Below are 26,243 nucleotides of genomic sequence, written 5' to 3'. Positions count from 1 at the left end.
GGCCGCCGGGACGGCGGCGCTACGGAACAGCCCCCGCCTGGCCGCCGCACTAGCGCAGGCGTCCCGCCTGCCGTGTCTTCTGTCCCTGCCGTACCGCCAGCGTCCCGCTGGCCTTGTCTTCCGTTCCCGCCGCCGGACTGGCGTGAGGTCCGAAGACAAGGCCGCCGGGACGGCGACGCTACGGTCCCCCCACATGCCCGCCCCGTACCGCCAGCGTCCCGCTGGCCTTGTCTTTCGTTCCAACCGCCGGTCTGGCGCGAGCCCCGAAGACAAGGCCGCCGGGACGGCGGCGCTACGGCGTCCCCCGCAGGCGTGGGGCTTGGGAAGCGTGCGCCGGGAAGTTGACGGGTTTGGCGGTTTTTTGGTATGCTTCGGGGTGGACGGCGCGGCGACGCGGCCGTCCCGACAAGAAGGACTGTGTCCTCACCATGCTGCGGCCGGGCATATCCCGTGTTTGCTGCGCTTGGTTGCGTGAAAGGCGTGAAGTGTGTTTGCGCGTTTTGCGGCGGAAGGACAAGCGTGTCTTTCCGCCGCTTTTTTTTGCCGCGGCGCGGCGGGCTTGGTGCCCGCGGGTGTCGCGGCCGGCACATCCCGGGGCGGTCCGGGAAGAAGGAGACAGGAACATAATCCCAGGAAGGAAGGACAAGGACGACGGGATCCGCGTGAACGACCAGATCCGCGCCCGTCAGGTGCGCGTGATTGACGAGGAGGGCGAGCAGCTGGGGATCATGAGTCCCCGGGACGCGCTCCAGGAGGCCGAGCAGCGCGGGTACGACCTGGTGGAGGTGGCGCCGAAGGCGAGCCCGCCGGTCTGCCGGATCATGGACTACGGGAAGTACCGGTACGAGCAGAAGCGCCGGGCGCGGGAGTCGCGCAAGCACCAGCACACGGTGACGGCGAAGGAGATCCGGTTCCGGCCGAAGATTGACAAGCACGACCTGGAAAACAAGGTCACCCATGTCCGGGAGTTCCTGGGCGAGGGGTTCAAGGTGAAGGTGACGGTCATGTTCCGGGGCCGCGAGGCGTCGCACCCCGAATTCGGCCGGGCCGTGCTCCAGCAGGTGCTGGAGGCCGCCAAGGACCTCTTCGTGGAGGACCACCGGCCCTCGGACACACGACTTGAAGGGCGCTCAATGAGCCTGATGCTCACCCCGGTGAAGGCGGCGGCGCCGCCGAAGGCCTGATCCGGCGGGACGGCCCCCCGGGCCGGTGCGCGAGAACGATGAACCAGCGGCGGTGCGCGGAGAGATGCGTTCCTCTTTTTGCGCCCGGGCCGCGCCAAGAACACATGGAGGCAATGACATGCCGAAGATCAAGACGAGCCGGAGCGGAGCGAAACGGTTCAAGGTGACGGCGAACGGAAAGGTGAAGCGCAACAAGGCGTATGCGCGTCACCTGATGTCGTCCAAGACCCCGAAACGCAAGCGCAACCTGCGCCATGCCACCCTGGTGGCCGCAGCGGACAACCAGCGCGTGAAGCGGATGCTCCCGAACGCCTAACTGAAGCGAACCGGCCGCGCGGCGCGGCGGACCCCGGCGGTCCCGCCCGCGGCGGCGAAGAAAGGTGTGAACCATGCCCAGAGCCACAAACAATCCGGCCTCCCGCCGGCGGCGCAAGAAAATCCTGAAGCTGGCCTCCGGCTACCGCGGCAGCCACCACCGGCTGAACAAGACCGCCCAGCAGGCGGTCGCCCACGCGGGAATGTACGCCTACCGTGACCGGCGCGTGCGCAAGCGCGAGTTCCGCGCGCTGTGGATCGCCCGCATCAACGCGGGCGCCCGGGCCAACGGCCTGTCCTACAACCGCTTCATGGAGGGCCTGCGCAAGGCCAACATCGAGGTGGACCGCAAGGTGCTCGCCGAAATCGCCGTCTCCGACAAGGCCGGTTTCGCCGCCCTCGTGGAACAGGCGAAGCAGACCCTGGCCGCCGTGTCATGACTGTCCGCATTGTCCCCGCCGTGGACATACGCGGGGGCCGGTGCGTGAATCTGGTCCAGGGCGACTACGGGCAGGAGACAGTGTTCTCCGAGGACCCCGTCGCCCAGGCGCTGGCCTGGTGGCGGGATCTGGAGGACGCGGGGGCCGACCCCGCGTCGGCGGTGGTCCATGTCGTGGACCTCGACGGCGCGCGGGGGGGCCGCTGCTGTGTGCTGGGCGAGCTGCGCGCCCTCGCCCGCGAGGGCGTGCGGTTTGAGGTCGGCGGGGGCATCCGCTCCCTTGACACCATCGAGACGGTCCTTGACGCCGGCGCCGCCCTGGTCATCCTCGGCACCGCCGCCTTCCGCGACCCGGAACTCCTCCAGGCCGCCTGCGCGGCCCATCCGGGTCGGGTCGCGGTGGGGATTGACGCGCGTGAGGGCAAGGTCTCGTTGTCGGGGTGGATGGAAGACACCGACGCCGACGCCGAAGCCTTCGCCCGCACCGCCGCCGCCTCGGGCGCGGCCCGCATCATCTACACGGACATTCTTTCCGACGGCATGATGAAGGGCCCCAACCACGCGGCGACCGGCGCCGTGGCCCGCGCGGCGGGCGTGCCGGTCACGCTTTCGGGGGGCGTGTCCTCGCTGGACGACCTGCGGAAGGCCCGGGAGCTCGCCGCCGACGGCGTGGACGAGGCGATTGTCGGCCGGGCGTTGTACCTGGGCCGTTTCACTGTGGCCGAGGCCGTCGCGGCGCTGGGGAGAGACGGATGAGCCCGGGATTTGAACGCATAGGCATTGCGGGCGTCGGACTGCTGGGCGCCTCCCTCGGGCTGGCCCTGAAGAAACGCGGGCTGGCCCGTTGTGTTGTCGGCGCCGGCCGCCGGCGCGAGACCCTAGAAACCGCGCTGCGGCTGGGGGCGATAGACGAGATTGCGGACGCTCCCGCGGACCTGGCGGCGGGGACGGAGCTGGTGGTGCTGGCGGTGCCCGCGGCGGCGGTGCCCCCCCTCATGGACGCCCTGCGCGGAACGGCGGCGGTGGTGACGGATGTGGCGAGCACCAAGGGCGTCATCTGCGCCCATGCCGCCGGAACCTGGCCGTCGCCGCGCCGCTTTGTGGGCGGCCACCCCATGGCGGGCAGCGAGAACGCCGGTCCCGAGCACGGCCGCGCCGACCTCTACGAGGGGGCCGTCTGCCTTCTGGAGGACAGCCCCGGGCTGGACCCTGCGGCGGTGGACACCGTCCGCCGCCTGTGGGAGGCCGTCGGCATGCGCGTTGCGCCCATCGCGCCGCAGCTTCACGATGCGCTCCTCGCGCGCACCAGCCACCTGCCCCATGTCGCCGCCGCCGCGCTGGCCGCGCTGGCCGGGGCGGCCCCCCTGACCCGCGACGTCGTGGGCCGGGGCTTTCTGGACACGACCCGCATCGCGGGCGGTCCGCCGGAGGTCTGGCGGGATATCTGCCTCACCAACCGGGAGGCCCTTCTGGAGAGCCTTTCCGAATACGGGGAGCGGCTGGAGATCTTCATCCGGCTGCTGCGGGGGGGCGACAGCGCCGGGTTGGAGGCGTTCTTCGCCGAAGGGCGCGCGGCGCGCCGGGGGGTGACCGGGGAATGAGGGGGCTTTTCATCACGCTGGAGGGGGTCGAGGGTTGCGGAAAGACCACGCAGCTCCATCTGCTGGCCGGACATCTGGAGCGGCGCGGATGCCGGGTGGTCACCACCCGCGAGCCGGGTGGCACGCCGCTGGCCGAGGCGCTGCGCGGCCTCCTGCTGGACCCGGCGACCGGCGCCATTTCCCCCCTTTCCGAATTGATGATGTACGCCGCGGCGCGGGCGCAACATGTCCACGCCGTGATCCGCCCCGCCCTGGAGCGGGGCGACGTGGTGCTCTGCGACCGGTTTTGCGACTCGACCCTGGCCTATCAGGGCGGCGGCCGGGGCCTCGCGCCGGACCAGATACGCACCCTGAACAGCCTCGCGACCGGCGGGCTGGCGCCCGACTGCACGCTGCTGCTTGACCTTCCGGCGGAGGACGGGCTGGCGCGCAGCGGGAAACGCGGCGTCCTGGACCGCATCGAGGGGGAATCGGCCGACTTTCACCACCGGGTCCGCGCCGCCTTTCTGGACATTGCGCGGGCGGAGCCGGAACGTATTACAATCATTGACGCCTCCGCCCCCGTGGAGGAGGTTTCCACAGCGGTCCGCCTCCGGGTGGACCGTCTGATCGAAACACGCTAGAACACAACGGGTTGCGGCCCCGCAGCCGCCGGGATGAGCATGGGTTTTTCCGCTGTCAGAGACCAGGAGGTGGGCGTCCGGCTCCTGCGCAACATTGTGCGCAAGGGACGTGTGCCCGGCGGGCTGCTGCTGTGGGGGCCCTCCGGCGTGGGAAAACGCCTGGCCGCCCTCGAAATGGCCAAGGCGTTGAACTGCGACGGCGGCGGCGGGACCGGGGACGCCTGCGACCAGTGCCGGCCCTGCGCGAAGATCGGCGCGGGGAACCACCCGGACGTCAAACTGATCGAGCCCACAGGCAAGACACGCATCATCAAGACGCAGGTGGTCGAGGAAATCTGCGACACGACGGCCTACCGGCCCTTCGAGGGGCGGCGGCGCGTTTATGTCATCGAAGAGGCCGACCGGATGAACGAGGCGGCCCAGAACAAGTTTCTCAAGACCCTTGAGGAGCCCTCGACCAGCACCACGTTTATCCTGCTCACCGACGTGCCCCGGCAGCTCCTGCCGACCATCCGGTCCCGGTGCCAGGGGGTGCGGTTCGGCATGCTGCCCCGGGAAACCGTGGCCGGCCTGCTCTGGGAGCAGCGGGGCCTGTCCGCCGACGCGGCGGACACCATCGCGGCCCTCTCCCAGGGGCAGATGAGCCGCGCCCTCGACCTGTGCCGCGGCGAGCGGCGGCAGGCGGTGCTGTCCGTGGTGCGGCGGCTGAAGCAGGGGGATGACCCCCTGACCCTGTCCGAGGAATTCGACGCCTATCTGGAGCAGATGAAGAAGAAGATCGAGGAGGCCGCGGGCCGCATCCCCGGCGACGAGGACGACGCCGAATCGGAGGGGGAGGAGACCACCCGGCGGGAGAAGGAGCTGCTGGAGGCGTTTGTAGCCGGGCGTTTCCGGCTGGAGCTGTATGAGCATGTCCGCCTGTTTCACGGGTGGTACCGCGACGAGCTGGTGTACGCCGCCACGGGCGACGCGGAGGCCGTCTTTAACCGGGACGAGCTTTCCCGGCTGAAAACGGCCGCCGGCGACCCGGCGGCGAAGATCGGGGCCGTGGACCTCGCGTGGCGCTATCTTGACCGCAACATCGCCCGCAAGCGCGTGCTTCGCGACCTGTTTTTCACCCTTGCGGGGTGACGTCTGAAAGGAGACGACCGAATGGACATAGTCCGCGTCAGGCTCAGAAAGCCGAGGCGGGTGCTTTCCTTCCTCTGCGAGGGGATGACCCTCAACCGCGACGACGCCTGTGTTGTCCACACCGAGGACGGCCTGGAGTGGGGCGTCTGCGTGATGCCCCCGGAGCCCCGGTCCCCCGAGGAGACGCGCCGCGTGCGCATGCGCGTGCTGCGCCGCGCCACTGCCGAGGACGAGCAGACCATGCGCGACATCGAGCGGCAGGAGGAGCGCGCCCAGGATGTGTGCCGCAGGAGAATCGAGAGGCACAATCTGGACATGAAGCTGGTGGACACGGAGTGCTCCTACGACAAGAGCCGGATCACGTTCCACTTCGTGGCTGAAAACCGGGTGGACTTCCGCGAACTGGTCCGCGACCTGGCCCACGAGCTGCGCAGCCGCATTGAGCTGCGGCACATCCAGGTGCGCGACCAGGCCAAACTCACCGGCGGTCTCGGCACCTGCGGCCGCCCCCTGTGCTGCGCGAGCTTTCTTGAGGAGTTCCGCCCCATTTCCATGCGCATGGCCAAGGCCCAGAACCTGTCCCTCAATCCCGCCAAGATCAGCGGGCAGTGCGGCAAGCTTCTGTGCTGCCTCAGCTACGAGAGCGACCAGTACGAGGCCTGCCGGAAGCGCAGGAGTGACGGCGGGGGATGTGGCGGCGCCCCCTGCGCCGCCGGGGATGCCCCGCCACCGGCGGATCGGCGGGACCCGGCCCCCCGGCCGGCGGAGCCCGTGCCCGCCGACGCCGACGCACCCCAGGGGGACTCGGCCTCCAAGCGCAAGCGCAAGAAGAAGCGCCGCAGCAGGAACGACCCGGCGTGACCCGCATCCCCGACACGCACTGCCACCTGCAGGATCCCCGTTTCGACGGGGACCGCGGGGAGGTGCTGGACCGGGCGCTCGACTGTCTCGACTGGATCGCCGTGGTCGGGGACACCCTCGAAAGCAGCGCCGCGGCCCTTGCCCTGGCGCGGCCCGGCGTGGTTGCCGTGGTTGGCGTGCACCCCTACCATGCCGAAGGCGTGGACGGCGGCGCCCTCTCCCGGCTCCGCGATCTGGCGGCCGATCCGGCGGCGGTCGCCCTCGGCGAGACCGGACTCGACTACTTCAACGAGTTTTCCCCCCGCGCGGTCCAGCGCCCCGCGTTTGAGCGGCAGCTCGCCCTGGCGGCGGAGCTGGGCAAGCCCGTGGTGATCCACAACCGCGAGGCCGACGCCGACTGCCTCGCCATCCTGCGCGACCACACGCCCGCCCTGGCCGCCGTGGTCATGCACTGCTTTGGCAGCGGCCCGGAAAGCGCGGAGGCCTTTGTGGAGCTGGGCTGTTTCATCTCCTTCGCCGGCAACCTCACCTTTCCCAAGGCGCAAAAGCTCCGGGACGCCGCCGCCGTCGTCCCCCTGGACCGGCTGCTCGCGGAGACCGACGCCCCCTACCTCGCCCCCCAGCCCCGCCGGGGACAGCGCTGCGAGCCCGCCGACGTCCTCCTGACGGCCGCCGAGCTGGCCCGCGTGAGGCAGTGTGATGAATTGGAAATGTGTGAAATCCTTCGCGGGAATGCCCTGCGGGCGTTCAGCTTGCCCTCTGTTCAGAAAGGTTGACATTCCACCGGGCGTTTGGTGGCTTCGGGACGCCTACTCCTCCACAGGGGTGAAGAGCGCCAGGGCGCGGCAGATGAGCAGCGCGGCGCGCGACTTGTTCAGCACATAGAAGTGCATGCCCGGCGCGCCGCCCGCGATCAGCTCCTCCGCCTGACGGGCGGCGTGGTACACGCCGACGGCGTACTGCCCCTCCTCGTCGTTCTGGTGCACCTCCAGCCGCCGCAGGAGGCGCCCGGGCAGGTGCGTGCCGCACATGGCGGTCAGGCGCCGGATCTGCGCCAAATTCGTCACGGGCAGGATGCCCGGCACAATCGGCACGGAGATGCCCGCATCGGCGCAGCGGTCACGGAAGCGGAAATAGTCCTGGTTGTCGAAGAAGAGCTGCGTCACCACCACATCCGCGCCCGTGTCCACTTTCCGTTTCAGGTGCTCGATGTCCATGGCCACCGACGTGGATTCCGGATGGGTCTCCGGATAGCCCGCCACCAGCACGGCCAGCGAGGGATGCTCGGCGCGGATCAACTCCACCAGGTCGGAGGCGTGGCGGAACTCCGGGGTTTCCGGCGCTCCGTCTTTCGGCGGGTCGCCGCGGAGCGCGACAATGCCGGCAACGCCGAGGTCCAGCGCGGACCTGAGGTAAGCCCGGACGCCGTCGCGGGTGGTCCCCGAACAGGCCAGGTGCGAGACCACCGGCATTTGCGGGTGCCGTTCCCGGATCGCGCGCAGCACCTCCAGTGTGCGGTCGCGGGTGGACCCGCCCGCGCCGTAGGTGCACGTGATAAAGGAGGGCTTGCAGCGCACCAGCTCCTGAAGCTGGTCAAAAAGGCTCTCCATCCCCTCCGGCGTCTTCGGGGGGAACAGCTCAAAGGACACGGCCGGACGGCCCTGCATGTAGAGCGAACGGATGTCAAAAGCGGTCTGGTTCATTCAGGGTTCCCGAGAAGTTGGCGCAACCCGGCTATTTTAGGGAGCCGCTCGCGCCCCGGTCAAGGCTGTCCCCGGGAGACTCTCCCTGAAACACCATTCGCCGTCCGCGCCCGTCTCCGTCCAGCGGGATGTTGTAGGTGACGGAGAAGGCGCCGGTGGCGTCCTCCGGCGCGACCTGCCAGAAGTCCCTCCCGTGGACGGCCTGGTCCACCCGCACACCGTCCACAGACAGCCGGTGCCTGGAGGGCCGCGAAACGCCGGTGAACGTCACGGGCACGTGTCCCGCGCCGCCGCGAAGCGTGCATTCGGCGCCCTGCGCCGCGTCCACGGCAATCTCCACCGGCATTCGGCGCAGCAGGGTGCCGCGTGCCATCTCGATGGCCGGCGCGTTGGCGCGGGCGAGACGGTGGACGACCCGCCACGAGCCGCCATTCGCCTCCAGGTCCGCGCGCAGGGCGGCGTTGGGCCCGTAATAGTCCGCGGCGCTCTGGGGCGGCACCAGCAGTTCGAGGTCCGCCTCCACGAAGTCGCCGGGTTCCAGCCGCTCCAGGCCCGGCGGCGGCGCGAGCTCCGCGTTCGCGCTGTGCGGCCCGTTCTCCGTGCCGTACACGGCGAAAAAGGGCCCGGGCACCTCCTGCCCGCCCAGCCGGGCCTTCCACCAGCGCACCACAAGCCCCCGGTCGGCCCAGGCCCCCTCCTTCCACTGGTCCCCGCGGACACCGCCGGTCAGGGCGATCCAGGGGGACTCCCCCGGCGCGGGCATCGGGCCGCGCAGGTACTTCTTTCCGCCGCGCTCCGTTTCCCACTCCTCCGTCAATCCGTCGGCGTTTCCCCGCGCGATGCGGGCAAACTGGTGGTCATTGTAGTGGTCCGCCCCCAGTTGATAGAAGGCGAGCCGTGAGAACGCCACCGGTTTCAGCACGTCGTAGCGGATGCGGTGATAGGCGCGGTTCACATCGTCGCAGCGGGGGGTGGACACCTCGATCCGCGCGGCGACGTCGCCATCCTGCGACACCCCCGCGTACACCACCCGTGTCAGGTTGGGCCCCTGGGAGAGGTAGGCCGTGCGCACGCGCGTCAGGTGCTGTCTCCTGCCCTTTGCATCAACAAGGACGAGAAAATCGCCTCCGCCGACGTTGTGCGTCCACTGCCACTGTCCGCCGCCCATCCCCGTGACCATCAGCGGCCGCACGTCGTCAATCATGGAGCGGTTCAGCCCGACCTCCGGGTCGTAGCAGATGGACTCGCCGAAGGAGCCGATGGCCGCCTGGTCCCACCATTGGTTGCCCCCCCAGCCGATGAGGCAGAGTTGCGCGTGGGAAGCCGCCGGCACGCCGCCCCACCGGGCATAGGCGACGGCAAGCTCGCCCTCCCATTTCCCGCCGGGCGGCACCGGCACCTGTGTCACCGCGTGAAACCACGCGCCCTCGTAAAGCAGGCGGGTCTTCTCGTCGCGGTGCCAGTTCTTGGAAATCTGCACGGGAATGCCCGAGGGGTTGCCTTCGGCGTCCCGCAGCATGGGGCACATGCCCGTGATACCCTGAAACGACCCCTCCAGCGCGAAGATCACCGGTACCACCGCCTCCGCGCCGCCGGGATTCTCGATGACGACGGGGAAGCGGTCCAGGCGGTCAAGGTTCTCCGCCATGGGCCAGTTGCGTTCGGGCAGGTCCACCACCAGCGCCCCCAGCAGCGGGTCCTGGCGGACAGGCAGCGGCCTGTCGGGGGATGCCGGGTCCGTCGCGCGGACAATGGCCCCGGGCGCCTCCGGTGCGGGGCCGGGCCATTGCAGTGTCACCCGCGCGGGTGTCCCTGTCCCTGCCGCAGCCTGTTCCGCCCTCAGGGGGGACTCCCCGCCGCCGAGTTCCATCCGCAGCACCGCGCCGTCCTGGAGGTCCTCCCCCGAAACCTCCAGCGTCAGGTGCATGCGCTCCGGCCAGGCGCACACCTCCAGCCGTCCGTCGGCCTGAAGTCTCCGTCCCTTGGCGTCCTCAAACTCCAGCCCGAGAAGGTCGAAGCGCTGGAGAAAGCGTCCGCCCTCAATCAGACGCACCGGATAGTTCGCGTGGTCGTCCGTCTTCCGCGCGGCGCGCGCGCAGACATACTCCACGCCATCGGGCACCACCGACAGGCGCAGCGACGCCGGGGCCAGACCGAGCACGGTGTCGTTCGGCTGCGCGACGGCCTCCGCATAGGAAGCGGGGGAGGGAAGAACGCCCAGCCGGGTGAGGGCGGCGCGTTCCACGTCAAAGGCCGCGCCGTATCGGCTCGTCTGCACCATCAGCAGGCGCCCGCCTTCCGGAGCGCGGCCCCGGTAGCCGTCGGCCCACCAGAGAAAAGTGTGTCCCTGCGCGGCGGCAAGCGCGCCCCAGAACAGGAGAACCGTGATGAATAGGAGAGACGGTCTCTTCATGGCGCATTCCCGGTTCCGTCCCGTCCCTCCACGATGAGAATAGCATGACGGGGATGCGGGCGCACCCCCGCGGATGACCCGCCGTCTCCAAGTGGACACGCCGCCGCGCGGGGCGTATACTTTTCCGAACCATTCCCCGCCGCCGCGCGGCCCGGCCTGCCCGGCCGCCGGCGTGCCGGGCCGCGGCCGTGTCCGCGAAACAGAAGAAAGGAACGCACAATGGAGAGTGATGTAATCAAAAAAGGATTTGAGCGCGCGCCGCACCGGTCGCTTTTCTACGCCACGGGCAAGGTGAAGAAGCCCTCGGACTTCGACAAGCCGTTCATCGGCGTGTGCAACAGCTTTGTGGAGGTCATCCCGGGCCACGCGCATCTGGACACCCTGGGCCGGGCCGCGCGGGAGGCCGTGGAGGAGGCGGGCGGCATCGCCTTCGAGTTCAACACCATCGGCGTCTGCGACGGCGTCGCCATGGGCCACGGCGGCATGAAGTTCAGCCTGCCCTCGCGCGAGCTGATCGCCGACTGCGTGGAGACGATGGTGAAGGCGCACCGCTTTGACGCGCTGATCTGCATCCCGAACTGCGACAAAATCGTGCCGGGCATGCTCATGGGCGCCATGCGCTGCAACATCCCCACGATCTTCGTGTCCGGCGGCCCGATGGAGACGGGAAAGCCGATGAACGGGAAGGACACGGACCTCATCACGGTCTTCGAGGCCGTGGGCGCGTACAAGCAGGGGAAAATCTCCGACGCGGAGCTGGCGCAGATGGAGTGCTCGGCCTGCCCGTCCGTCGGGTCGTGCTCCGGCATGTTCACCGCCAACTCCATGAACTGCCTCTGCGAGGCCCTCGGCATGGCACTGCCCGGCAACGGGACCATCGTGGCCACGGACCCGCGGCGGATGGAGCTGGTGCGCGCGGCGGCGCGGCAGGCCCTGGCCCTCATCAAGGCGGACCTGCGGCCCCGCGACATCGTCACGCCGGCCTCGCTGGACAACGCCTTCGCGCTGGACATGGCCATGGGCGGCTCGACGAACACGGTGCTACACGCGCTCGCCATCGCCCACGAGGCGGGCGTTTCCTACCCGCTGGAGCGCCTGAACGAGGTCAGCGCCCGCGTGCCGAACATCTGCAAGGTCTCGCCGTCGTACCACTGGCACATGGCCGACGTGGACCGCGCGGGCGGCATCTCCGCCATTCTCGGCGAGCTGTCGGAGCGCCCGGGCATCCTCAACCCGGACTGCCCGACGGTCACGCTGAAGACCATCGGCGAGAACATCGCGGACAAGCGGTCCCTCGACAAGGACGTGATCAAGCCCGTGGGCGCCCCCTACAGCCCGACCGGCGGCCTGGCCATCCTCTTCGGCAACCTCGCCCCGGACGGCGCGGTAGTCAAGGAGGCGGGCGTGGACAAGGAGGTCCTTTACAACAAGGGCCCGGCGGTGGTCTACGAGAGCGAGGAATCCGCCATGGCGGGCATCCTGGCGGGGGACGTGAAGCCGGGCGACATCATCGTCATCCGCTACGAGGGCCCCAAGGGCGGCCCCGGCATGCGCGAGATGCTCGCGCCGACCTCGGCCGTCATGGGCGCGGGCCTCGGCAAGAGCGTCAGCCTCATCACCGACGGGCGCTTCTCCGGCGGCACGCGCGGCGCGTGCATCGGCCATGTCAGCCCCGAGGCCGCCGACGGCGGGCCCATCGCCCTCGTCGAGCCGGGCGACATCATTGAGATTGACATCCCCGGGCGCACCATGACGCTCTGCGTGGACGACGCCGTGCTGGCGGAGCGCCGCAGGCGCCTCGGCCCGCCGCCGGACCGCGCCCTCACCGGCTGGCTCCGCCGCTACCAGCAGCTCGTCACCAGCGCGAACACGGGCGGCGTCCTCAAGTAGGCGGCCCGAAAGTTGAACGCCTGACCGGGGTGCGGACAGAATGTCCGCGCCCCTTTTTCTTTCCGCGCGGAAAACACAGGAGACGGACATGGCCTTCATGCCCCGCAGGGACACGGTCCGGGTGATGGTCGGCGGCGTGCCGGTCGGCGGCGGCGCGCCCGTCGTGGTGCAGTCCATGACCAACACGGACACCGAGGACGCCGGAGGCACGGCCGCGCAGGTGATTGCCCTGGCGGAGGCCGGGTCGGAGTTGGTCCGCATCACCGTCAACACGCCCCAGGCCGCCGACGCCGTGCCGGAGATCGTGCGCCGCGCGCGCGCGGCGGGTTGCGCCGCCCCGGTCATCGGCGACTTCCACTACAACGGCCACCGCCTGCTCACGAAGCACCCCGAGTGCGCGCGCGCCCTCGACAAATACCGCATCAACCCCGGAAACGTCGGGAAGGGCGCGGCGCGCGACGAGCAGTTCGCCACCATCTGCGCCGTCGCCCGCGACCTCGGCAAACCGGTCCGCATCGGCGTGAACATCGGCTCCCTGAACCCGGAGCTGGTGGCGGAGAAGATGCTCGAGAACACCCGCCTCGACCTCGGCAAGAGCTCCGAGGGGGTCTACAACGAGTGCATGGTCCTCTCGGCCCTCCAGTCCGTGGAGCTGGCGCTGGCCTGCGGCCTGCGGGAGGACCAGATCGTGGTGTCCTGCAAGACCAGCCGGCCCGCCGACCTCGTGGACCTCTACCGCGCCCTCGCCGCGCAGACCCGCCAGCCCCTGCACCTCGGGCTCACCGAGGCCGGCATGGGCGCCAAGGGCCTCGTGTGGTCCGCCGCGTCCATGGGCATCCTCCTTGCCGAGGGCATCGGCGACACCGTCCGCGTCTCCCTCACCCCCGAGCCCGGCGGCGACCGCCGGGGCGAGGTCCACGCCGCCCAGGAGCTGCTCCAGGCCCTCGGCCTGCGCCAGTTCGCCCCCAGCATCACCGCGTGCCCCGGCTGCGGCCGCACCACCAGCGACGCCTTCCAGCGCCTCGCCCGCAGCGTGCAGGACCACGTCCGCGCGCGCATGCCCCAGTGGCGCGTCCGCCACCCCGGCGTCGAGGGCATGAAGATCGCCGTCATGGGCTGCGTCGTCAACGGCCCCGGCGAGTCCAAAGCCGCCAACATCGGCATCAGCCTCCCCGGCAACGGCGAGACCCCCGTCTGCCCCGTGTTCGTGGACGGCCAGAAGGCCTGCTCCCTCTCCGGCGACATCGTCGGCGTGACGGAGCGCTTCCTCGAAATGGTCGAGGAGTACGTGCGCACGCACTATCCGGGGGAGTAGAAGGCTCACCACGGAGCCACGGAGAAGGGAACGCACACGACGCAAACACGAGATCGCAGGATGCTTGTATCCTGTTCGTCGGTTGTACAACAATGACAGAGCATTTCTGCAGCGAACATCGCTGGATGCGAAGGTGTTTGACACGGCGGATCCAAACTGAGCGAGGTAATATGATGAAGATGCTACAGGTACTGCCCGTTTCCCTCTTTTTACTTCTTTGCGCTTGCAGTAAGGAGGCACCGAGCCCCCCCCTTCCTCTGCATACCGTCGCAAGCAAAACATCGCTTGCTCCGAAGAACGGGCATCGGGTCGAGATTCATGTCCAGAACGCCATGCTCACCAAGGACGATTGTCAAGCGCTTATCAGAGCGTACCGAAAGGACGCCGGCCCTGAGGGACAGGTTTCCGTGCGAAAGCCTGACAAGCGAGGAATACTCCAACCTTGGGGCGTGGACAATATGGATGGTAAAGGCATCATCTTCAACGATGCTTTCTTCAGATAACGCATTACTATGAAGGCTTGAGGTGACTACATACCGATAGTCTCTTGTGGGGTGGTGAAAGATGGAAGAGGGGAAAAGAATCGCGAATGGGATGTGGGATGGCGGGGACGGGGAAGGCACCGCGCCCTCCTTGCGGGTGCGGGTGATTCCGTCGGGGGTGCGGCTTCTTTATGCCGTTTTCTGGCCGGTGCTGGCGCTGGCGTGGGGCGGGTTCTTTCTTTGGACGGGGCAGTTTCCCGCAGCGGTTGTCTGCGGGGTGGTGACGGTGGTGGCAGCGGCGGTGATGTGCTGGCAGCTTTTCGGGAAAACGCTGGAGCTTTCGGAAGACCAGTGCGTGCTGCGGGGCGTGCTTCCCGGTTCCACGCGGGTGATCGGCCGCGTCGGTGAGGTCATCCTGCATGACCTGCCTGACGGACGTCTGCACAGCGTGCTCTTTCTGGGGGAAATCTCCGCCGCCGGGCTCCCGGCGTATCCGTCCGTCCGCAAGGCGCTGCAATGGCTCCAGCACCGGAACCCCGACCTGCCCGTCACCCACACGCCCGCCGAGAAATACGAGCCGCCCTTCTTTCCCGCCCTCATCGGGATACTGGGCTCCATGCTGCTTCCGGCCGCCCTGACGGTTGCCGTGGCGGAAGAGCGCCCTCTCCTGGGGATGATTCTAGCCGTGCTTATGCAGATGCTCAATATTGGTGTGATGATCCACGCCGGACAGCGGAAACACATAGGGCCGCTGGTTTTCATCTGCCTTGTCTGGATCATTGCCATTCTCTACAGTTGGTGCCTGTACCGCACCGGGCTGGTTCCTCCTCCGTGCCCGTGATGCCGCGGGGGCTTCCCCCCGCCGCCTTGTTACGGACGGAAACCGCCCCGTTCCCGACATGGCCCCGTTGCAACGCCTCATGGCGGGCCCCGGACCGCCGAGGGCGGGGATTGTGCCTATGAAGTGAGGGCTGCGGGAGGGCCGGAAATGTAGACGCGGCATCTTGCCGCGTTCCTGGGGTTTTCGTTGGCCCAAAGAACGCGCCAAGAGGACGCGTCTCCTATGCGGGCGTTCTTGGGGAAGGGCGGCGGCCCCGGCAAGACTCGTGCTTGGCAGCGCAGCGAAGCCCGTTTCCGCGAACGCCCTGCCTGCGCGGGATTGCCCGCCATGGCGTGGAGGCTCCGGTCTGCGCGCGTGTTTGAGGAATTGCGGCCCTTCGGGTAAGATGGTGGTGCTTTTCTTAACCCGAGAAGGAGACCGTCCATGCGTCCGAGCCTCTGTGTCTGCCTGGTGCTTTTTGTGTCCGTACTGTGCCCTGCCGTTCCGGCGCAGGAAACGGTGACGCTGGAGTCGTTGCTGGCCGAGATGAACGACTTGGGGCGGCTCGCCGTCCTGCCCTCTCCCGCCTATGTCACGAAGCAGTTCTCGAGCTACGACCGGCGGTCCACGGACTTCGCCGTCCAGGACGACACCAACTGGTTCGCCAACGGGGACCGGCGCCAGGTGCTGCGCGAGGAGGAGACTTCCTTCGGCAAGGAATACGTGCTGATGGATGCGGCGGGGCCGGGCGCGATTGTGCGCGTGTGGTCGGCGAACCCGGATCTGGGGGGTACTGTGCGGATCTATCTGGACAATGCGGCGGAGCCGGTGGTGGAGATGCCGCTTCAGGCAATGCTCGGCGGCGGGGCGAAGCCCTTTGTGGAGCCCATCGCGGGCGAGTGGGCCCGGGGCTGGACCTCCTGGCTGCCCATCCCCTATGCGAAGCACTGCAAGGTGACGGTGAGCGGGGACGACATCTATTACCACATCAACTACCGGACATACGCGGCGGGCACGACGGTGCGCAGCTTCTCCGCCGCGGAGACCGAGGCGCTGATGCCGCAGATTCGCGCCATGGCCGCCACGCTGGCCATGCCCGAAAACGTCACCTTCCCCGACGATGCGGCGACGGAGGAGTTCTCCCTGGACCTGCCTGCGGGGACCACGGTGAACGAGTCCCTCCCGGCGGAGGGTCCGGCGGCGGTCTGCGAAATCCGCTTGCGGGTGGACGCGGTGGACCTGGAGGCGGCCCTGCGCGGGTGCCTGCTGGAGATTGCCTTCGACGGCAACCCTGCCATGGTCGTCGCGCCGCTGGGCGACTTCTTCGGCACGGCGCCCGGCGCGAACCCCTACCGCTCCGTGACCTCCGGCGTGCTGGACGACAGCACGCTCTACAGCCGGTGGGTCATGCCCTACCGGGAGAAGGCCGTGTTCACCCTCACGAACCACACGGCGGCGGACATCGGCCTGGAGGGGACCGTGACCGTCCGGCCCCGTCCCTGGACGGAGGGCAGCCTGTACTTCCACGCGAAATGGCGCGCCGTGCGCGACCTGCCGACCCGGCCCATGATTGACTGGAATTACCTGGCCGTGGACGGCGGCCCCGGCCGCTTCGCGGGGGTCATGCTGCACATCGCCAACCCCGTCACCGACTGGTGGGGCGAGGGCGACGAGAAGATTTACGTGGACGGCGAGGCGTTCCCCAGCCATTTCGGCACGGGCACCGAGGACTACTTCAGCTACGCGTGGTGCAGCCCCGCGGTGTTCACCCAGGCCTACCACAACCAGCCCCGCTGCGACGGCCCGGGCAACTACGGCCACACCTGCGTCAGCCGCTTCCATGTGATGGACGACATCCCGTGGGCCAAGGCCTTCCGCTTCGACCTGGAAATGTGGCACTGGGCGGACACGAAGGTGACGCAGGCCGTGACGCCCTACTGGTACGCCCCGGCCACGGCCGGCGACAACACCCCGCCGGTGCACCCGGCGCTGCTGGTGGTGCCGGCGCTGCCGGGTGTCCCCGGCGTCGAGGGGGCGATCGAGGGGGAGGCCGTCGAGGTGGTCTCCATGACCGGCGGCATCAAGGAGTATCAGGACGGCGCGTGGAGCAGGGGCCAGCAGCTCTGGTGGCGCGACGGGAAACCCGGCGACACGCTGACGATGGCCTTCGACGTGGAGAAGGCCGGCAAGTACAAGATTCTCGCCCGCGTGACGAAGGCGCCGGACTACGGCATCGTCCAGTACCACCTCAACGGAAAGCCCCTGGGCGACCCCATGGATCTCTTCCACGCCGGCGGCGTTGCCAAGCCAAAACCCCACATCCTCGGCCGGGCCGCGCTGAAGGCCGGCCGCAACGAGCTGAAGGTGGAGATCACCGGGGCGAACAAAAAGGCGGAGAAGCGCCACATGTTCGGGCTGGACTACCTGCTGCTGGAGGCCGAATGACGCGCGGGCGCGCCGCGGGAAGGAGACGGGCATGAGTGAGTATGTCCTCGCGCTGGACCAGGGAACCACCAGTTCCCGGGCCATCCTGTTCGACGCCTCCGGCGCGCCGGTGGCCACGGCGCAGCGCGAGTTCGAGCAGCTCTTCCCCCGGCCGGGCTGGGTGGAGCACCGCCCGGAGGACCTCTGGGCGTCGCAGGTGGGTGTGGCCGCCGAGGCCCTGAGCCGGGCCGGCGTCTCCCCCAACCGCGTGGCGGCGCTGGGCATCACGAACCAGCGCGAGACCACGCTGGTGTGGGAGAAGGCCACCGGCCGCCCCCTGGGCAACGCCATCGTCTGGCAGGACCGCCGCACGGCGGGCTTCTGCGACGAACTGAAGGCGCGCGGGCTGGAACCCCTCTTCCGCGAGCGCACGGGCCTCGTGCTCGACGCCTATTTCTCCGGCACCAAGGTCCGGTGGATACTGGACAACGTGGACGGCGCGCGGGCCGCCGCAGAGCGCGGCCAGCTCGCCTTCGGCACGGTGGACACCTGGCTCGTCTGGCATCTGACAGGGGGGAAGGTCCACGCCACGGACGCGTCCAACGCGGCGCGCACCCTCATGTACGACATCCGCACCGGCGACTGGGACGACGAGCTGCTCGCCGCGCTGGACGTGCCCCGGAGCATGCTGCCCGAGGTGCGCGACTCCAGCGGCGATTTCGGCGAGACGGCGCCCGGCCTCCTTTCCGCGGCCGTGCCCGTGCGCGGCGTGGCTGGCGACCAGCAGGCCGCCCTTTTCGGCCAGGCCTGCACCCGGCCCGGCATGGTCAAGAACACCTACGGCACGGGCTGCTTCATGCTCCTGAACACCGGCGCCGCGCCGGTGCCGTCGTCCAACCAGCTCCTGACCACGGTGGCCTGGCGGCTCAAGGGGAAGACGACCTACGCGCTGGAGGGCAGCGTCTTCATCGCCGGGGCGGTGGTGCAGTGGCTGCGCGACGGCCTCGGCCTCATCCGCTCGGCCGCCGAGGTGGAGGCCCTGGCGGCCTCCGTGCCCGACAACGGCGGCGTTTATCTGGTGCCCGCCTTTGCGGGGCTCGGCGCGCCGCACTGGGACCCCTACGCGCGCGGCGTCCTCGCGGGCATCACGCGCGGCGTGACCGCGGGCCACCTCGCCCGCGCCGCCCTGGAGGGCGTGGCCTTCCAGGCGGCCGACGTGATCGAGGCCATGGCCGCCGACACCGGCGCGCCCGTGGCCGAGCTGCGGGTGGACGGAGGCGCGTGCGCCAACAACCTGCTCATGCAGTTCCAGGCGGACGTGCTGGGCGCGCCCCTCACGCGGCCCCGGGTCATCGAGACCACGGCCCTCGGCGCCGCCTACCTCGCCGGGCTGGGCGCGGGCTTTTGGGACGGCCCCGACGACATCAGCGGGCAATGGCGCGAGGACCGGCGCTTTCTGCCGCAGACGGACGGCGCGGGACGCGCCGCGATGAAACAGGGATGGAAAAAGGCGCTGGAACGCGCCAAAGGCTGGGCCAACGCATGAGCATCCAAAAAAGAACGTTGTGGACCGGGGCCGTGGCCGCATGGGCGGTCCTGCTGGCGGCGTTTCCGGCGACGGCGGGGGAGGAGGGGGGCACCGCACTGCTTGAGGGGGGCGCGAAGGTGCTGGAGGGCGTGGAATCGCTGCCGGACCGCGGGACCGATGCGCCGGGCGCGGATGCGGCGGCCCCCCTGGCCGTCACGCCTGACCTTTGCGCGCAGATCGCCCTGGACGGAAATCCCCGGTCCGCCCTGGCAGAGGAGAAGGTGCTCGGGGCCGAGGCGGCCGCCGCCGCCGTGCGCGCCCAACGGCTGCCCCGCGTGGCGGCTTCGGCGGGGTACTCCTATGTCTCCGGACTGGAAACGGAAATCTATGGGTCGCAACTGGCCAAACTGCTCTTTCAGGTGGACGGGTTCGAGGCGAAGAAGGGCACTTTCACCACCCAGGTAGCCGTGGAGCAGGTGCTGTTTTCGGGCGGACAGATCCGCGCGGGCATCCGGGCCTCCGAGTTCCTCGCGCAGTCGGAGGAGTGGAAGGCCGAGGCCGAGCGCATCGCCCTCGCCGCCGAGGCGCGCACGGCCTGCTATGACGCCATGCTGGCGCAGGCAATGGTCCGCGTGGCGGGGGAGAGCGTGGGAGCGTTCCGGCGCCATCTCCAGGACGCCCGCAACCGCCTGGACCAGGGGGTTGCCAGCGAGTTCGAGGTGCTCCGCGCCGAAACCGAGCTGAAGGCGCGCGAGGCCGACGCCGAGTCCGCGCGCACGGCGGAGCAGCTCGCCTTTGTGAACCTGCGCCGCGTCCTGTTTCTGGAGGATTCCCGCGCCGTGACGGTCACCGGCGAGATCCCCTGGGATCCCCTCGACACCCCGGTGGAGGCGCTGGTGGCCCGGGCGCTGGCCGGACGGCCCGAGCTCGCCGCCCTGGACAAGGGCATTGAGGCGGCCCGCCAGAACGTGCTGGTGAAGAGAGGCGCGTATTACCCGAAGGCGGCGGCGACGGCGAAGTACCAGCAGGTGGACGGCGGCGGAAAGCTCATGCCCGACGGGTTCACTCTGGGCCTGGGTGCGGAATGGGAGTTCTGGCCCGGCGGCAAGCGGAAGCACGAGTTGCGCGAGGCGGAGTCCCAGGCGCGCCAGCTGGAGCTTCAGCGCAGCGGGGTGGCCCGCCTCGTCGAGACGGACGTGCGCCAGGCACACGCCCGCGCCCTGGAGGCCGTCGCCAAGATCAAGCGCGAGAAGGCCGCCGCCAATCTGGGCGCGGAGGGGCTCGAACTGGCCGAACTGCGCTTCCAGGAGGGTGCGGGCATCCAGGCGGAGACCCTGGACGCGGAGCTCGCCCTCACCACCGCGCGCACCGGCCTCGCGAAGGCCCTGCGCGACTACGCCGTCGCCCTCACCGACCTGGAGCGCGCCCTCGGCGGCGGCCTGCCAGAGGCCGCGGCAACGGAAAAATGAAACGCCGGGACGTTAAGAGCGCCGCCATGGCCGCAAGTCTGGCGGTCACGGCGCTCATGCTCGCCGGCAAGACGGCCGTCTGGCATGTCACGCGGCTGGAGGACGACCTGCGCGCCCTCTTCCCCCAGGGGCAAACCCACATCACCGCGCACCTGAAGCCCACGCACGCGCACGGCGACCACCCGGACGGCCATGAGGCCCCCGAAGACCCCCTCGACGCAGCCGCCGCCCCCTGAGTCCGCGCGGGGGGTGCTGTTGCCGGAACGGCCCACTCCGCGATTTTACAATAATCTGAGAATACTGTATACTGTCGGCGGACGTGAAGGGAACGAGAAAGGTACTCACCCCGTGGACAAAAGCGAGCTGAATGTTCTTTACAAGCAGGCCATTCATCTGGTCAAGGTCGGCAAGTACGGCGAGGGTCTGTCCATCCTGACGGACATTGACCGGGAGCGCCCCAATGTCAAGGGGGTGCTCTATCCGATGGCCGTGTGCCTGGAGATGACCGGCCGGTTCGAGGAGGCGCTGGAACTGTGCGACCGCCTCGTCACCGAGTTCGACGAGCCCAAGGGGGCCGTAATCAAGGCGCGCATCCAGAAGACCATGGAGGACGGTGATCTTCCGCTGGTGGATCTGGTTTCTGACCTCGACAGCCGGGACACGCCGAAGCCCCATGTCTCCCCGGTCCTGGGAGCGGGCGGACCCGTGCCGCCCGTGCCGCCGTCGGACCCCTCTTCGGGGGATACGGTCTCCGGCGAAGAGGCGAAGGGGAAGAAGGGCGGCCTTTTCGCGCGGTTGTTCAAGAAGTAGCCGGTCAGTCCAGCTCCGTGTCCGCCGCATCTTCAGTGTCGTCCACGGGGATGTCGGCAGAGACCGTCCCAGGGTATCCGGCGCCGCCGGATTCCTCTGCGGCGGATTCCCCGCGCGCGGGGCGGACTTCCGCCACCTTTCCCCGAAACACGTCGAACACGGCGTCCAGCCCGGGGTTTTTCGCGATGAGGCGGGCCTTGAGGGCCTCCTTGTCCACCACCGGCTGCGGCGCGGGCACGGCGGCCGCCATCGGCGCGTCTGTGGGAACGGGTCGCGGTGCGGGGGGAGGCGCGGCAACCGGCGAAGCTTCGACGCCGCCCAAAAGCCCCGTTGTCGGCACCGGCTGCGGCGTCTGCGCCGGGCCGACCTCAGGAGGGTTTGGCGGGGCGCCCCCCTCCGCGGGCGGGGCCGCCACTGCGGGGACCACGCCCCCGGCCCCCAGCAGGAGCAGCTTCTCCATGACCGTGTCGAGGGACACATCCGTGTCCACGCGGGACAGGCGGATGAGCAGGGCCTCCAGCGCGGTGCGCTGGGCGATCTGCGAGTCAAAGCCGTTGGTGAGCGCGGCGAACTGCTCCACGATGTTCAGCAGCTTCACCAGCGGGAAGCGCGCCGCCCGGCGCGCCAGCTCCGCCGTCTCGTCCTCCGGCAGGCGGAGGATTTCCGTGTCCTTGGACGACTTGCACACGAGCAGGTTGCGGAAGTAGCGCAGCAGCTCCTCCACGAACTGCGACAGGTCCTTGCCCGCCGTGATCACCTCCTCCACCACCGTCATCTGGCGGGCCACGTCACCCGCCAGCAGGGCGTCGCACAGGGTGTGCATGACCCGCCAGTCCACCAGCCCCAGCACGTCGAACACGTCCTTGAACGTGATCTCGCCGTCGCAGTAGGTCATCAATTCGTCGAGGATGCCCTCGGAGTCGCGCACACCGCCCTCGGCCGCCCGCGCGATGGCGAAGAGCGCCTCGTCCGAGGCCGTGCGGCCCTCCTTTGCCAGGATGTTGCGCAGCAGCTCCGCGATGCCCGCCATGGGCACCCGGCGGAAGTCGTAGCGCTGGCACCGCGACACGATGGTCGCGGGGATCTTGTGAGCCTCCGTCGTCGCCAGGATGAACACCGCGTGCGCCGGCGGCTCCTCCAGCGTTTTCAGCAGGGCGTTGAACGCGCTGGTCGAGAGCTGGTGCACCTCGTCAATGATGTACACCTTGTACCGCCCGCTCGACGGGACCATCCGCACGTTGTCCCGGATGTCCCGCACGTTGTCCACCGTGTTGTTCGACGCGCCGTCAATCTCGATCACGTCAATGTTGCTGCCCTGGGCGATGGAGACGCAGTTGTCGCAGACGCCGCAGGGGGAGACGGTGGGGGTGTCAGACTGCTGGCAGTTCAGCGCCTTCGCGAGGATGCGCGCCGTCGTCGTCTTGCCGATGCCCCGCGAGCCCAGGAATAGGAAGGCGTGGTGGATGCGGCCCGAGGCGATGGCGTTCTTCAGCGTCCGGGTGATGTGCTCCTGCCCCACGACATCGTCGAAGGACTGCGGCCGCCACTTGCGCGCCAGCACCGTGTAGTTGGAATCCGCCATGCAACCTCCCGCCGCCCGCCGGTTTAAGGTCGCGGCCCCCGCCGGAAAACCGGGCGGCCTGCATCACACGGAGAGAGCCAACTGCGGCTGCTTCCTCTCGGACCTGACCGGGTTCGCCGGCCTCCCGTTGCGCAGGACCCGGCCACCGGGGAGGCCGGACCAAAAACCAGCAAGAATCGAGCGCCCCGCCCCCGTTCAGCCCGCGGGCAGAGCACGTGAAAGGGTATCATATTCAGCGTCTTGGGTCAACTTCGGGGGGTTCCGTTGAGACGCGGAGACGGTCCGCAGAGGGGCCGGCGGACCATCGGGGGAGGGGCTCTGCAACGGTGCCGGGAAGGACACGCCGCTGATGAACTCAACAACAGACCATGACAAGGCCCCCGGCTGCCCCCCCCATGGAGGCCTTCCAAGAACATGCCGTCGCGCCTCAATCTTGAATCTGCGCCTGGTATTGGGCATAAGAAAACCCCATGCACCCGTATTCTCCCCCCCCAGAGGCCGCTGCCCGCCGAGTTGACGGAAGCCCTCGGACTGCCGCCGGACGCGGGACCGCAGCCCCCCCACTGAACGCGGGGACCGTGATCACGCGGAGAAGCCGGGCGGACGGGATGCCCCCGGGGGGGAAAGGCGGGTTCGTTCCCGCCCGCTTTTCGTTTTCGGCGTTCTGTGTGACCGGCTCCGGAGAGTACGCCGCTATTTCCCCGCCCCGGGGAGGGCCGAGCGGGTGATGCGGAACGGGGGGGTGTCCATGGGGGTGCCGTCGGGGAGGGTGACGCGGGATGTTTTGTCGGCGTAGTTCAGGACGAGCAGGTGCCCGTCGTCCTGCACGGTAAGGAAGGTGTGCTCGGGGCGGTCGGCGGCGACGGCGGCGCGGGTCCAGGGGTGGAGGCTTTCCTGCGCCAGCAACTTCTCCCGCACGAAGTCGGCGTAGAGCGACGGCGGCTCCATGTCGCCCTTGAACCGGAGGAAGGCCCCGGCGCCGGTGTCGCCGCGGGCCCAGCGCCGGGCGGTGGCGCGGTCGCCCTCGACGGTTTCCAGGTCGCCGCGCGGGAAGGAGGGGTAGAAGACCGCGCCGCCCGCGCGCATCCAGGCGTCCACCTTCTCCTGCACGTCCTTTTCGATGACGCCGGCCCACACGAAAACCAGCGCCCTGTACTTGTCGAGATGCCCGTCGCGGATGAGGTGCTCGTCGAGGTAGTCCACGTCCACCACCCGGCGGATTTCCCGGGCGCGGGGGTTGAAGCCCCAGGCGTGGAGGTGGCGGAACGCGGCGTCCTCGAGCTGGTTCATCGTCTCGGGGTAGTACACGGCGACCTCAATCAGGGGCGGGCGGCGCGTGTCCAGGACGGGCAGCGTCTCCAGCCACGCCGTGATGGCCGGGGGCTGGTTCATGATGTTGCCCTGATAGGTGAAGAAGTGGTCGCCGTTCACGGAGAGGAGGTTGAAGAGGCGCCCCGTGACGCCGCGGGCGGTGTGGGAGCTGGCGGGCTCCGACCCGATGCGCGCGCCGCAGAGGCGGGCGGCGCTCATGGCCATGCGCGTCGCGTAGAAGTCCTGCTCGAAGCTGTCCGTCTCGTTGGTCAGGCGCACGCCGCCGCCGAGGGGCGCCATGCTCTTCGTCTGGGCGGCATAGTCCGTGCCCGTCTCGCGGAAGCCCCACCCGCCCGCCGACTGGTACAGGGGGGTGTTCGGGAAATGTTTGCGCGTCTCGCGGGCCCACCAATCGCACCAGTCGGACATGGAGTCGGTGTACCACGCCGTGAAGTCGAGCCGCTCCCGGCGCGACGCCATGACCTGGGGCAGTTCGGCGGTGACGCTGTCGAAATCCGCGTGTTTTGCGCCGTTCCAGGCGGCGTTCAGCGCGGCGATGTCGCCGTACTTCTCCCGGAGCCAGCGGCGGAAGTCCGTGCGGGCGTGTTCGTCCCCGGCCCACCAGCCGATGTGGATGTGCATGGCCTGGCCCCGCAGGCCCCAGTTGCCCCCGGCGGGGTACTGCGACTCGCCGAAGTTCCCGCTCGGCCCCAGCCGCACCGCCTCCAGCACGCCCCTGCCGTCGTAGTGCGCGCCGAGCGCGCCCAGCACCCGCTCCACATGCCGCCGGTGGTGGGGGCTCCAGATGCTCTGGATGGGGTTGGACAGGCCGTGCTCCAGGCAGACGAAGCCGACGTTTTCGGGGCTCTCCGCGAACCAGTCGGGCAGGGAATACGCCGACCCGACGACAAGCAGGGGGAACCATTTCAGCCCGTGGCGGGTGAGGGAGTCCACGATGGCGTCGTAATAGCTGAAGTCGAAGCGCCCCTCCGCCCCGGGCTCCACGGTCCGCCAGAGGACATAGGTCTCGATGGACGTGAAGCCCAGCGCCTTCGCCAGGGGCGCGTATTCCGCGAGCTGCTCCAGCGTGCCCGGCAGCGTGGCCGCGCTCTGGTCCGTCACGGCGATGCCCGCCGTGGTGGTCAGCTCCATGGGCCGCGACAGCGCGACCATGGGCTTCACATTCACCGGCAGGCCCGCGCGGATCTCCGCCCAGTCGGCGTCCGCCAGCGGCGGGCCGACGCGCAGTTCCGTCAGGAAGGGCAGGCCTGTGACGGTCAGGGAGGGGAGGGCGGTGTCGTCGGGCCACGGGGTCTCCGGCAGGACAAACTCGAACCACGCCTCGCGGGGCTGGCCCGTGTTCACGCAGGTGAACGCCGCGGATTTCGCGGGGCCCGCATAGGTTCCGTTGAAGGAGGTGTCTGACAGCAGGCGCGGCTGAATGACCCCGGCACCCGTGTCGGGGTGGACGATGCACAGGGTGAACCGGCGGTCGGCGCCCGTGGCGGGCGGGGCCAGGCGGAACCGCCACTCGGCGAACACATAGGGGTCGGCGCTTTCCGGGCCCCGGCGGACAGCGGTCCCGGCGGCCTCGGTGACCGGGCACCCCTCCGGGTTCAGCAGCGCGCAGGCGGGCTGCACCGGATCCCCCGCGGCGCGGAAGACGGGGGTGAACGCCGCGCGGTCCAGCGCGGGTGCCGCCGGGGCGGCGAGAACGGCGGCAAGTACAAGGGCGGCGGCGGCAAGGGGGAATCTCATGGCGGGGCTCCGGGTGTGCGGGAAGGCGGCCCGTAGCGGCCGCCGGTCCCGCATTATTCCACATCGCCGCGCGCCGCGTCACGCCTTGCCGCGCACGACGTGAGCTCAGGTAGCAAGCGCGACGGCCAACCGTCGTTGCGAGGCGGCCGCCCCGGGCCGCCGCGGCAATCTCTTGTCGGCAGGGCGTCGGCGGGCACGAGAGAGCCGCGCTTCGCTCGCCCTGACGGGTAAAGCCAGGCCACGGCGGGCACGAGATGGCTTCGCGCTGCTGCTAAGAAAGTACCGGGTTCGCTGGAGAGGCCGCGCCCCTGGGATCGCCAAGCTTCCACTTGGCTTTCGGGGAAACACGGGGCGACCAAGCCCGCGCGGAAGAACCCAAGAGGCCAAGCTGGAGCTTGGCGAGCCCAGGGGGCGCGCGGTTTGGGCGATGGAGGGAGCCGAAGCCGTGGCGAGACGAGAGGGGCGCGCGGCGTCTCCTTTTGGAGTGCGGCGGCAACGACGCCGCTTTAGTTCCCGGGAAAGAGCTGCCGTGAGGGGTGCGGCATGGATCCTCCCCGGGCAAAGCGGTGTCGCCGCTTCGCTCT

21 protein-coding genes and 1 other RNA gene are annotated in these 26,243 nt (G+C 69.4%); 17 read left to right on the top strand and 5 right to left on the bottom strand.

Annotated features, from left to right (window positions below):
• The first annotated feature begins 656 nt into the window (after positions 1–656).
• The 9 genes from GXY15_05535 to GXY15_05495 all read left to right on the top strand — a co-directional run bounded on the left by GXY15_05535 (position 657) and on the right by GXY15_05495 (position 6,930).
• Positions 657–1,184 carry a translation initiation factor IF-3 gene (locus GXY15_05535; GenBank protein NLV40674.1) on the top strand — a complete coding sequence of 176 codons (528 nt, stop codon included), beginning with the start codon at positions 657–659 and terminating at the stop codon, positions 1,182–1,184.
• 118 nt (positions 1,185–1,302) lie between these two features.
• Positions 1,303–1,500, top strand: a complete 198-nt coding sequence (gene rpmI / locus GXY15_05530; GenBank protein ID NLV40673.1) for a 50S ribosomal protein L35 — start codon at positions 1,303–1,305, stop codon at positions 1,498–1,500.
• A 73-nt stretch (positions 1,501–1,573) separates the two neighbouring features.
• Positions 1,574–1,939: a 50S ribosomal protein L20 gene (gene rplT / locus GXY15_05525; GenBank protein ID NLV40672.1), complete on the top strand. Its 366-nt coding sequence runs from the start codon at positions 1,574–1,576 to the stop codon at positions 1,937–1,939.
• Positions 1,936–2,694, top strand: a complete 759-nt coding sequence (locus tag GXY15_05520) for a 1-(5-phosphoribosyl)-5-((5-phosphoribosylamino)methylideneamino)imidazole-4-carboxamide isomerase (GenBank protein NLV40671.1) — start codon at positions 1,936–1,938, stop codon at positions 2,692–2,694. Before rplT ends, GXY15_05520 begins: the two co-directional genes overlap by 4 nt.
• Positions 2,691–3,539 (top strand): prephenate dehydrogenase/arogenate dehydrogenase family protein, encoded by an 849-nt coding sequence (locus tag GXY15_05515; GenBank protein ID NLV40670.1) that lies wholly within the window; start codon positions 2,691–2,693, stop codon positions 3,537–3,539. Before GXY15_05520 ends, GXY15_05515 begins: the two co-directional genes overlap by 4 nt.
• A complete protein-coding gene (locus GXY15_05510; GenBank protein NLV40669.1) occupies positions 3,536–4,162 on the top strand; it encodes a dTMP kinase in 627 nt (208 codons plus the stop codon). Before GXY15_05515 ends, GXY15_05510 begins: the two co-directional genes overlap by 4 nt.
• A 39-nt stretch (positions 4,163–4,201) precedes the next feature.
• Positions 4,202–5,293: a DNA polymerase III subunit delta' gene (holB, locus tag GXY15_05505; protein NLV40668.1), complete on the top strand. Its 1,092-nt coding sequence runs from the start codon at positions 4,202–4,204 to the stop codon at positions 5,291–5,293.
• Between the two features lie 21 nt (positions 5,294–5,314).
• On the top strand, positions 5,315–6,154 hold the full coding sequence (locus tag GXY15_05500; GenBank protein ID NLV40667.1) for a stage 0 sporulation family protein: 840 nt from the start codon (positions 5,315–5,317) through the stop codon (positions 6,152–6,154).
• Positions 6,151–6,930, top strand: a complete 780-nt coding sequence (locus GXY15_05495) for a TatD family hydrolase (protein ID NLV40666.1) — start codon at positions 6,151–6,153, stop codon at positions 6,928–6,930. The genes GXY15_05500 and GXY15_05495 overlap by 4 nt, the downstream gene beginning before the upstream one ends.
• A 33-nt stretch (positions 6,931–6,963) precedes the next feature.
• Here GXY15_05495 and metF read toward each other — a convergent pair whose 3' ends face one another.
• Complete coding sequence (gene metF, locus GXY15_05490) at positions 6,964–7,821, bottom strand: methylenetetrahydrofolate reductase [NAD(P)H] (protein NLV40665.1); 858 nt, start codon at positions 7,819–7,821, stop codon at positions 6,964–6,966.
• Positions 7,822–7,888: 67 nt separating this feature from the next.
• A complete protein-coding gene (locus GXY15_05485) occupies positions 7,889–10,270 on the bottom strand; it encodes a hypothetical protein (protein ID NLV40664.1) in 2,382 nt (793 codons plus the stop codon).
• A 219-nt stretch (positions 10,271–10,489) separates the two neighbouring features.
• On the opposite strand from GXY15_05485, the gene ilvD reads away from it, so the two are divergent.
• The 8 genes from ilvD (at position 10,490) to GXY15_05445 (ending at position 21,008) form a co-directional block, all read left to right on the top strand.
• Complete coding sequence (gene ilvD, locus GXY15_05480) at positions 10,490–12,160, top strand: dihydroxy-acid dehydratase (protein ID NLV40663.1); 1,671 nt, start codon at positions 10,490–10,492, stop codon at positions 12,158–12,160.
• Positions 12,161–12,248: 88 nt separating this feature from the next.
• Positions 12,249–13,475, top strand: coding sequence for a flavodoxin-dependent (E)-4-hydroxy-3-methylbut-2-enyl-diphosphate synthase (ispG, locus tag GXY15_05475; protein ID NLV40662.1), 1,227 nt, complete (start codon positions 12,249–12,251; stop codon positions 13,473–13,475).
• A gap of 633 nt (positions 13,476–14,108) precedes the next feature.
• Positions 14,109–14,798 (top strand): hypothetical protein, encoded by a 690-nt coding sequence (locus GXY15_05470; GenBank protein NLV40661.1) that lies wholly within the window; start codon positions 14,109–14,111, stop codon positions 14,796–14,798.
• A gap of 423 nt (positions 14,799–15,221) precedes the next feature.
• Positions 15,222–17,222 carry a DUF2961 domain-containing protein gene (locus GXY15_05465; protein ID NLV40660.1) on the top strand — a complete coding sequence of 667 codons (2,001 nt, stop codon included), beginning with the start codon at positions 15,222–15,224 and terminating at the stop codon, positions 17,220–17,222.
• Positions 17,223–17,253: 31 nt separating this feature from the next.
• Positions 17,254–18,747: a glycerol kinase GlpK gene (gene glpK / locus GXY15_05460; protein NLV40659.1), complete on the top strand. Its 1,494-nt coding sequence runs from the start codon at positions 17,254–17,256 to the stop codon at positions 18,745–18,747.
• Positions 18,744–20,198: a TolC family protein gene (locus GXY15_05455; protein NLV40658.1), complete on the top strand. Its 1,455-nt coding sequence runs from the start codon at positions 18,744–18,746 to the stop codon at positions 20,196–20,198. Before glpK ends, GXY15_05455 begins: the two co-directional genes overlap by 4 nt.
• 26 nt (positions 20,199–20,224) lie before the next feature.
• Positions 20,225–20,434 carry a hypothetical protein gene (locus GXY15_05450; GenBank protein NLV40657.1) on the top strand — a complete coding sequence of 70 codons (210 nt, stop codon included), beginning with the start codon at positions 20,225–20,227 and terminating at the stop codon, positions 20,432–20,434.
• A gap of 112 nt (positions 20,435–20,546) precedes the next feature.
• Positions 20,547–21,008 (top strand): tetratricopeptide repeat protein, encoded by a 462-nt coding sequence (locus GXY15_05445; GenBank protein NLV40656.1) that lies wholly within the window; start codon positions 20,547–20,549, stop codon positions 21,006–21,008.
• A 4-nt stretch (positions 21,009–21,012) separates the two neighbouring features.
• On the opposite strand, the gene dnaX is transcribed toward GXY15_05445, so the two are convergent.
• The 3 genes from dnaX to GXY15_05430 all read right to left on the bottom strand — a co-directional run bounded on the left by dnaX (position 21,013) and on the right by GXY15_05430 (position 25,659).
• Complete coding sequence (dnaX, locus tag GXY15_05440; protein ID NLV40655.1) at positions 21,013–22,590, bottom strand: DNA polymerase III subunit gamma/tau; 1,578 nt, start codon at positions 22,588–22,590, stop codon at positions 21,013–21,015.
• A gap of 44 nt (positions 22,591–22,634) precedes the next feature.
• Positions 22,635–22,734: signal recognition particle sRNA small type (ffs, locus tag GXY15_05435), an RNA gene on the bottom strand.
• Positions 22,735–23,283: 549 nt separating this feature from the next.
• Positions 23,284–25,659, bottom strand: coding sequence for a family 14 glycosylhydrolase (locus GXY15_05430; GenBank protein ID NLV40654.1), 2,376 nt, complete (start codon positions 25,657–25,659; stop codon positions 23,284–23,286).
• Between the last annotated feature and the right edge of the window lie 584 nt (positions 25,660–26,243).

Source organism: Candidatus Hydrogenedentota bacterium (genome assembly GCA_012730045.1).
Taxonomy (GTDB): domain Bacteria; phylum Hydrogenedentota; class Hydrogenedentia; order Hydrogenedentales; family CAITNO01; genus JAAYBR01.
Note: the sequence above shows the minus strand (reverse complement) of the source record. Positions and strands in the feature narration are given on the sequence as shown.

What these genes read in the sequence shown, in the direction of transcription:
- rpmI (NLV40673.1), top strand. Translation starts at nt 1,303, where the DNA reads ATGCCGAAGATCAAGACGAGCCGGAGCGGAGCGAAACGGTTCAAGGTG.
- rplT (NLV40672.1), top strand. Translation starts at nt 1,574, where the DNA reads ATGCCCAGAGCCACAAACAATCCGGCCTCCCGCCGGCGGCGCAAGAAA.
- GXY15_05520 (NLV40671.1), top strand. Translation starts at nt 1,936, where the DNA reads ATGACTGTCCGCATTGTCCCCGCCGTGGACATACGCGGGGGCCGGTGC.
- GXY15_05515 (NLV40670.1), top strand. Translation starts at nt 2,691, where the DNA reads ATGAGCCCGGGATTTGAACGCATAGGCATTGCGGGCGTCGGACTGCTG.
- GXY15_05510 (NLV40669.1), top strand. Translation starts at nt 3,536, where the DNA reads ATGAGGGGGCTTTTCATCACGCTGGAGGGGGTCGAGGGTTGCGGAAAG.
- holB (NLV40668.1), top strand. Translation starts at nt 4,202, where the DNA reads ATGGGTTTTTCCGCTGTCAGAGACCAGGAGGTGGGCGTCCGGCTCCTG.
- GXY15_05500 (NLV40667.1), top strand. Translation starts at nt 5,315, where the DNA reads ATGGACATAGTCCGCGTCAGGCTCAGAAAGCCGAGGCGGGTGCTTTCC.
- metF (NLV40665.1), bottom strand. Translation starts at nt 7,821, where the DNA reads ATGCAGGGCCGTCCGGCCGTGTCCTTTGAGCTGTTCCCCCCGAAGACG.
- GXY15_05485 (NLV40664.1), bottom strand. Translation starts at nt 10,270, where the DNA reads ATGAAGAGACCGTCTCTCCTATTCATCACGGTTCTCCTGTTCTGGGGC.
- ilvD (NLV40663.1), top strand. Translation starts at nt 10,490, where the DNA reads ATGGAGAGTGATGTAATCAAAAAAGGATTTGAGCGCGCGCCGCACCGG.
- ispG (NLV40662.1), top strand. Translation starts at nt 12,249, where the DNA reads ATGGCCTTCATGCCCCGCAGGGACACGGTCCGGGTGATGGTCGGCGGC.
- GXY15_05465 (NLV40660.1), top strand. Translation starts at nt 15,222, where the DNA reads ATGCGTCCGAGCCTCTGTGTCTGCCTGGTGCTTTTTGTGTCCGTACTG.
- glpK (NLV40659.1), top strand. Translation starts at nt 17,254, where the DNA reads ATGAGTGAGTATGTCCTCGCGCTGGACCAGGGAACCACCAGTTCCCGG.
- GXY15_05455 (NLV40658.1), top strand. Translation starts at nt 18,744, where the DNA reads ATGAGCATCCAAAAAAGAACGTTGTGGACCGGGGCCGTGGCCGCATGG.
- GXY15_05450 (NLV40657.1), top strand. Translation starts at nt 20,225, where the DNA reads ATGGCCGCAAGTCTGGCGGTCACGGCGCTCATGCTCGCCGGCAAGACG.
- dnaX (NLV40655.1), bottom strand. Translation starts at nt 22,590, where the DNA reads ATGGCGGATTCCAACTACACGGTGCTGGCGCGCAAGTGGCGGCCGCAG.
- GXY15_05430 (NLV40654.1), bottom strand. Translation starts at nt 25,659, where the DNA reads ATGAGATTCCCCCTTGCCGCCGCCGCCCTTGTACTTGCCGCCGTTCTC.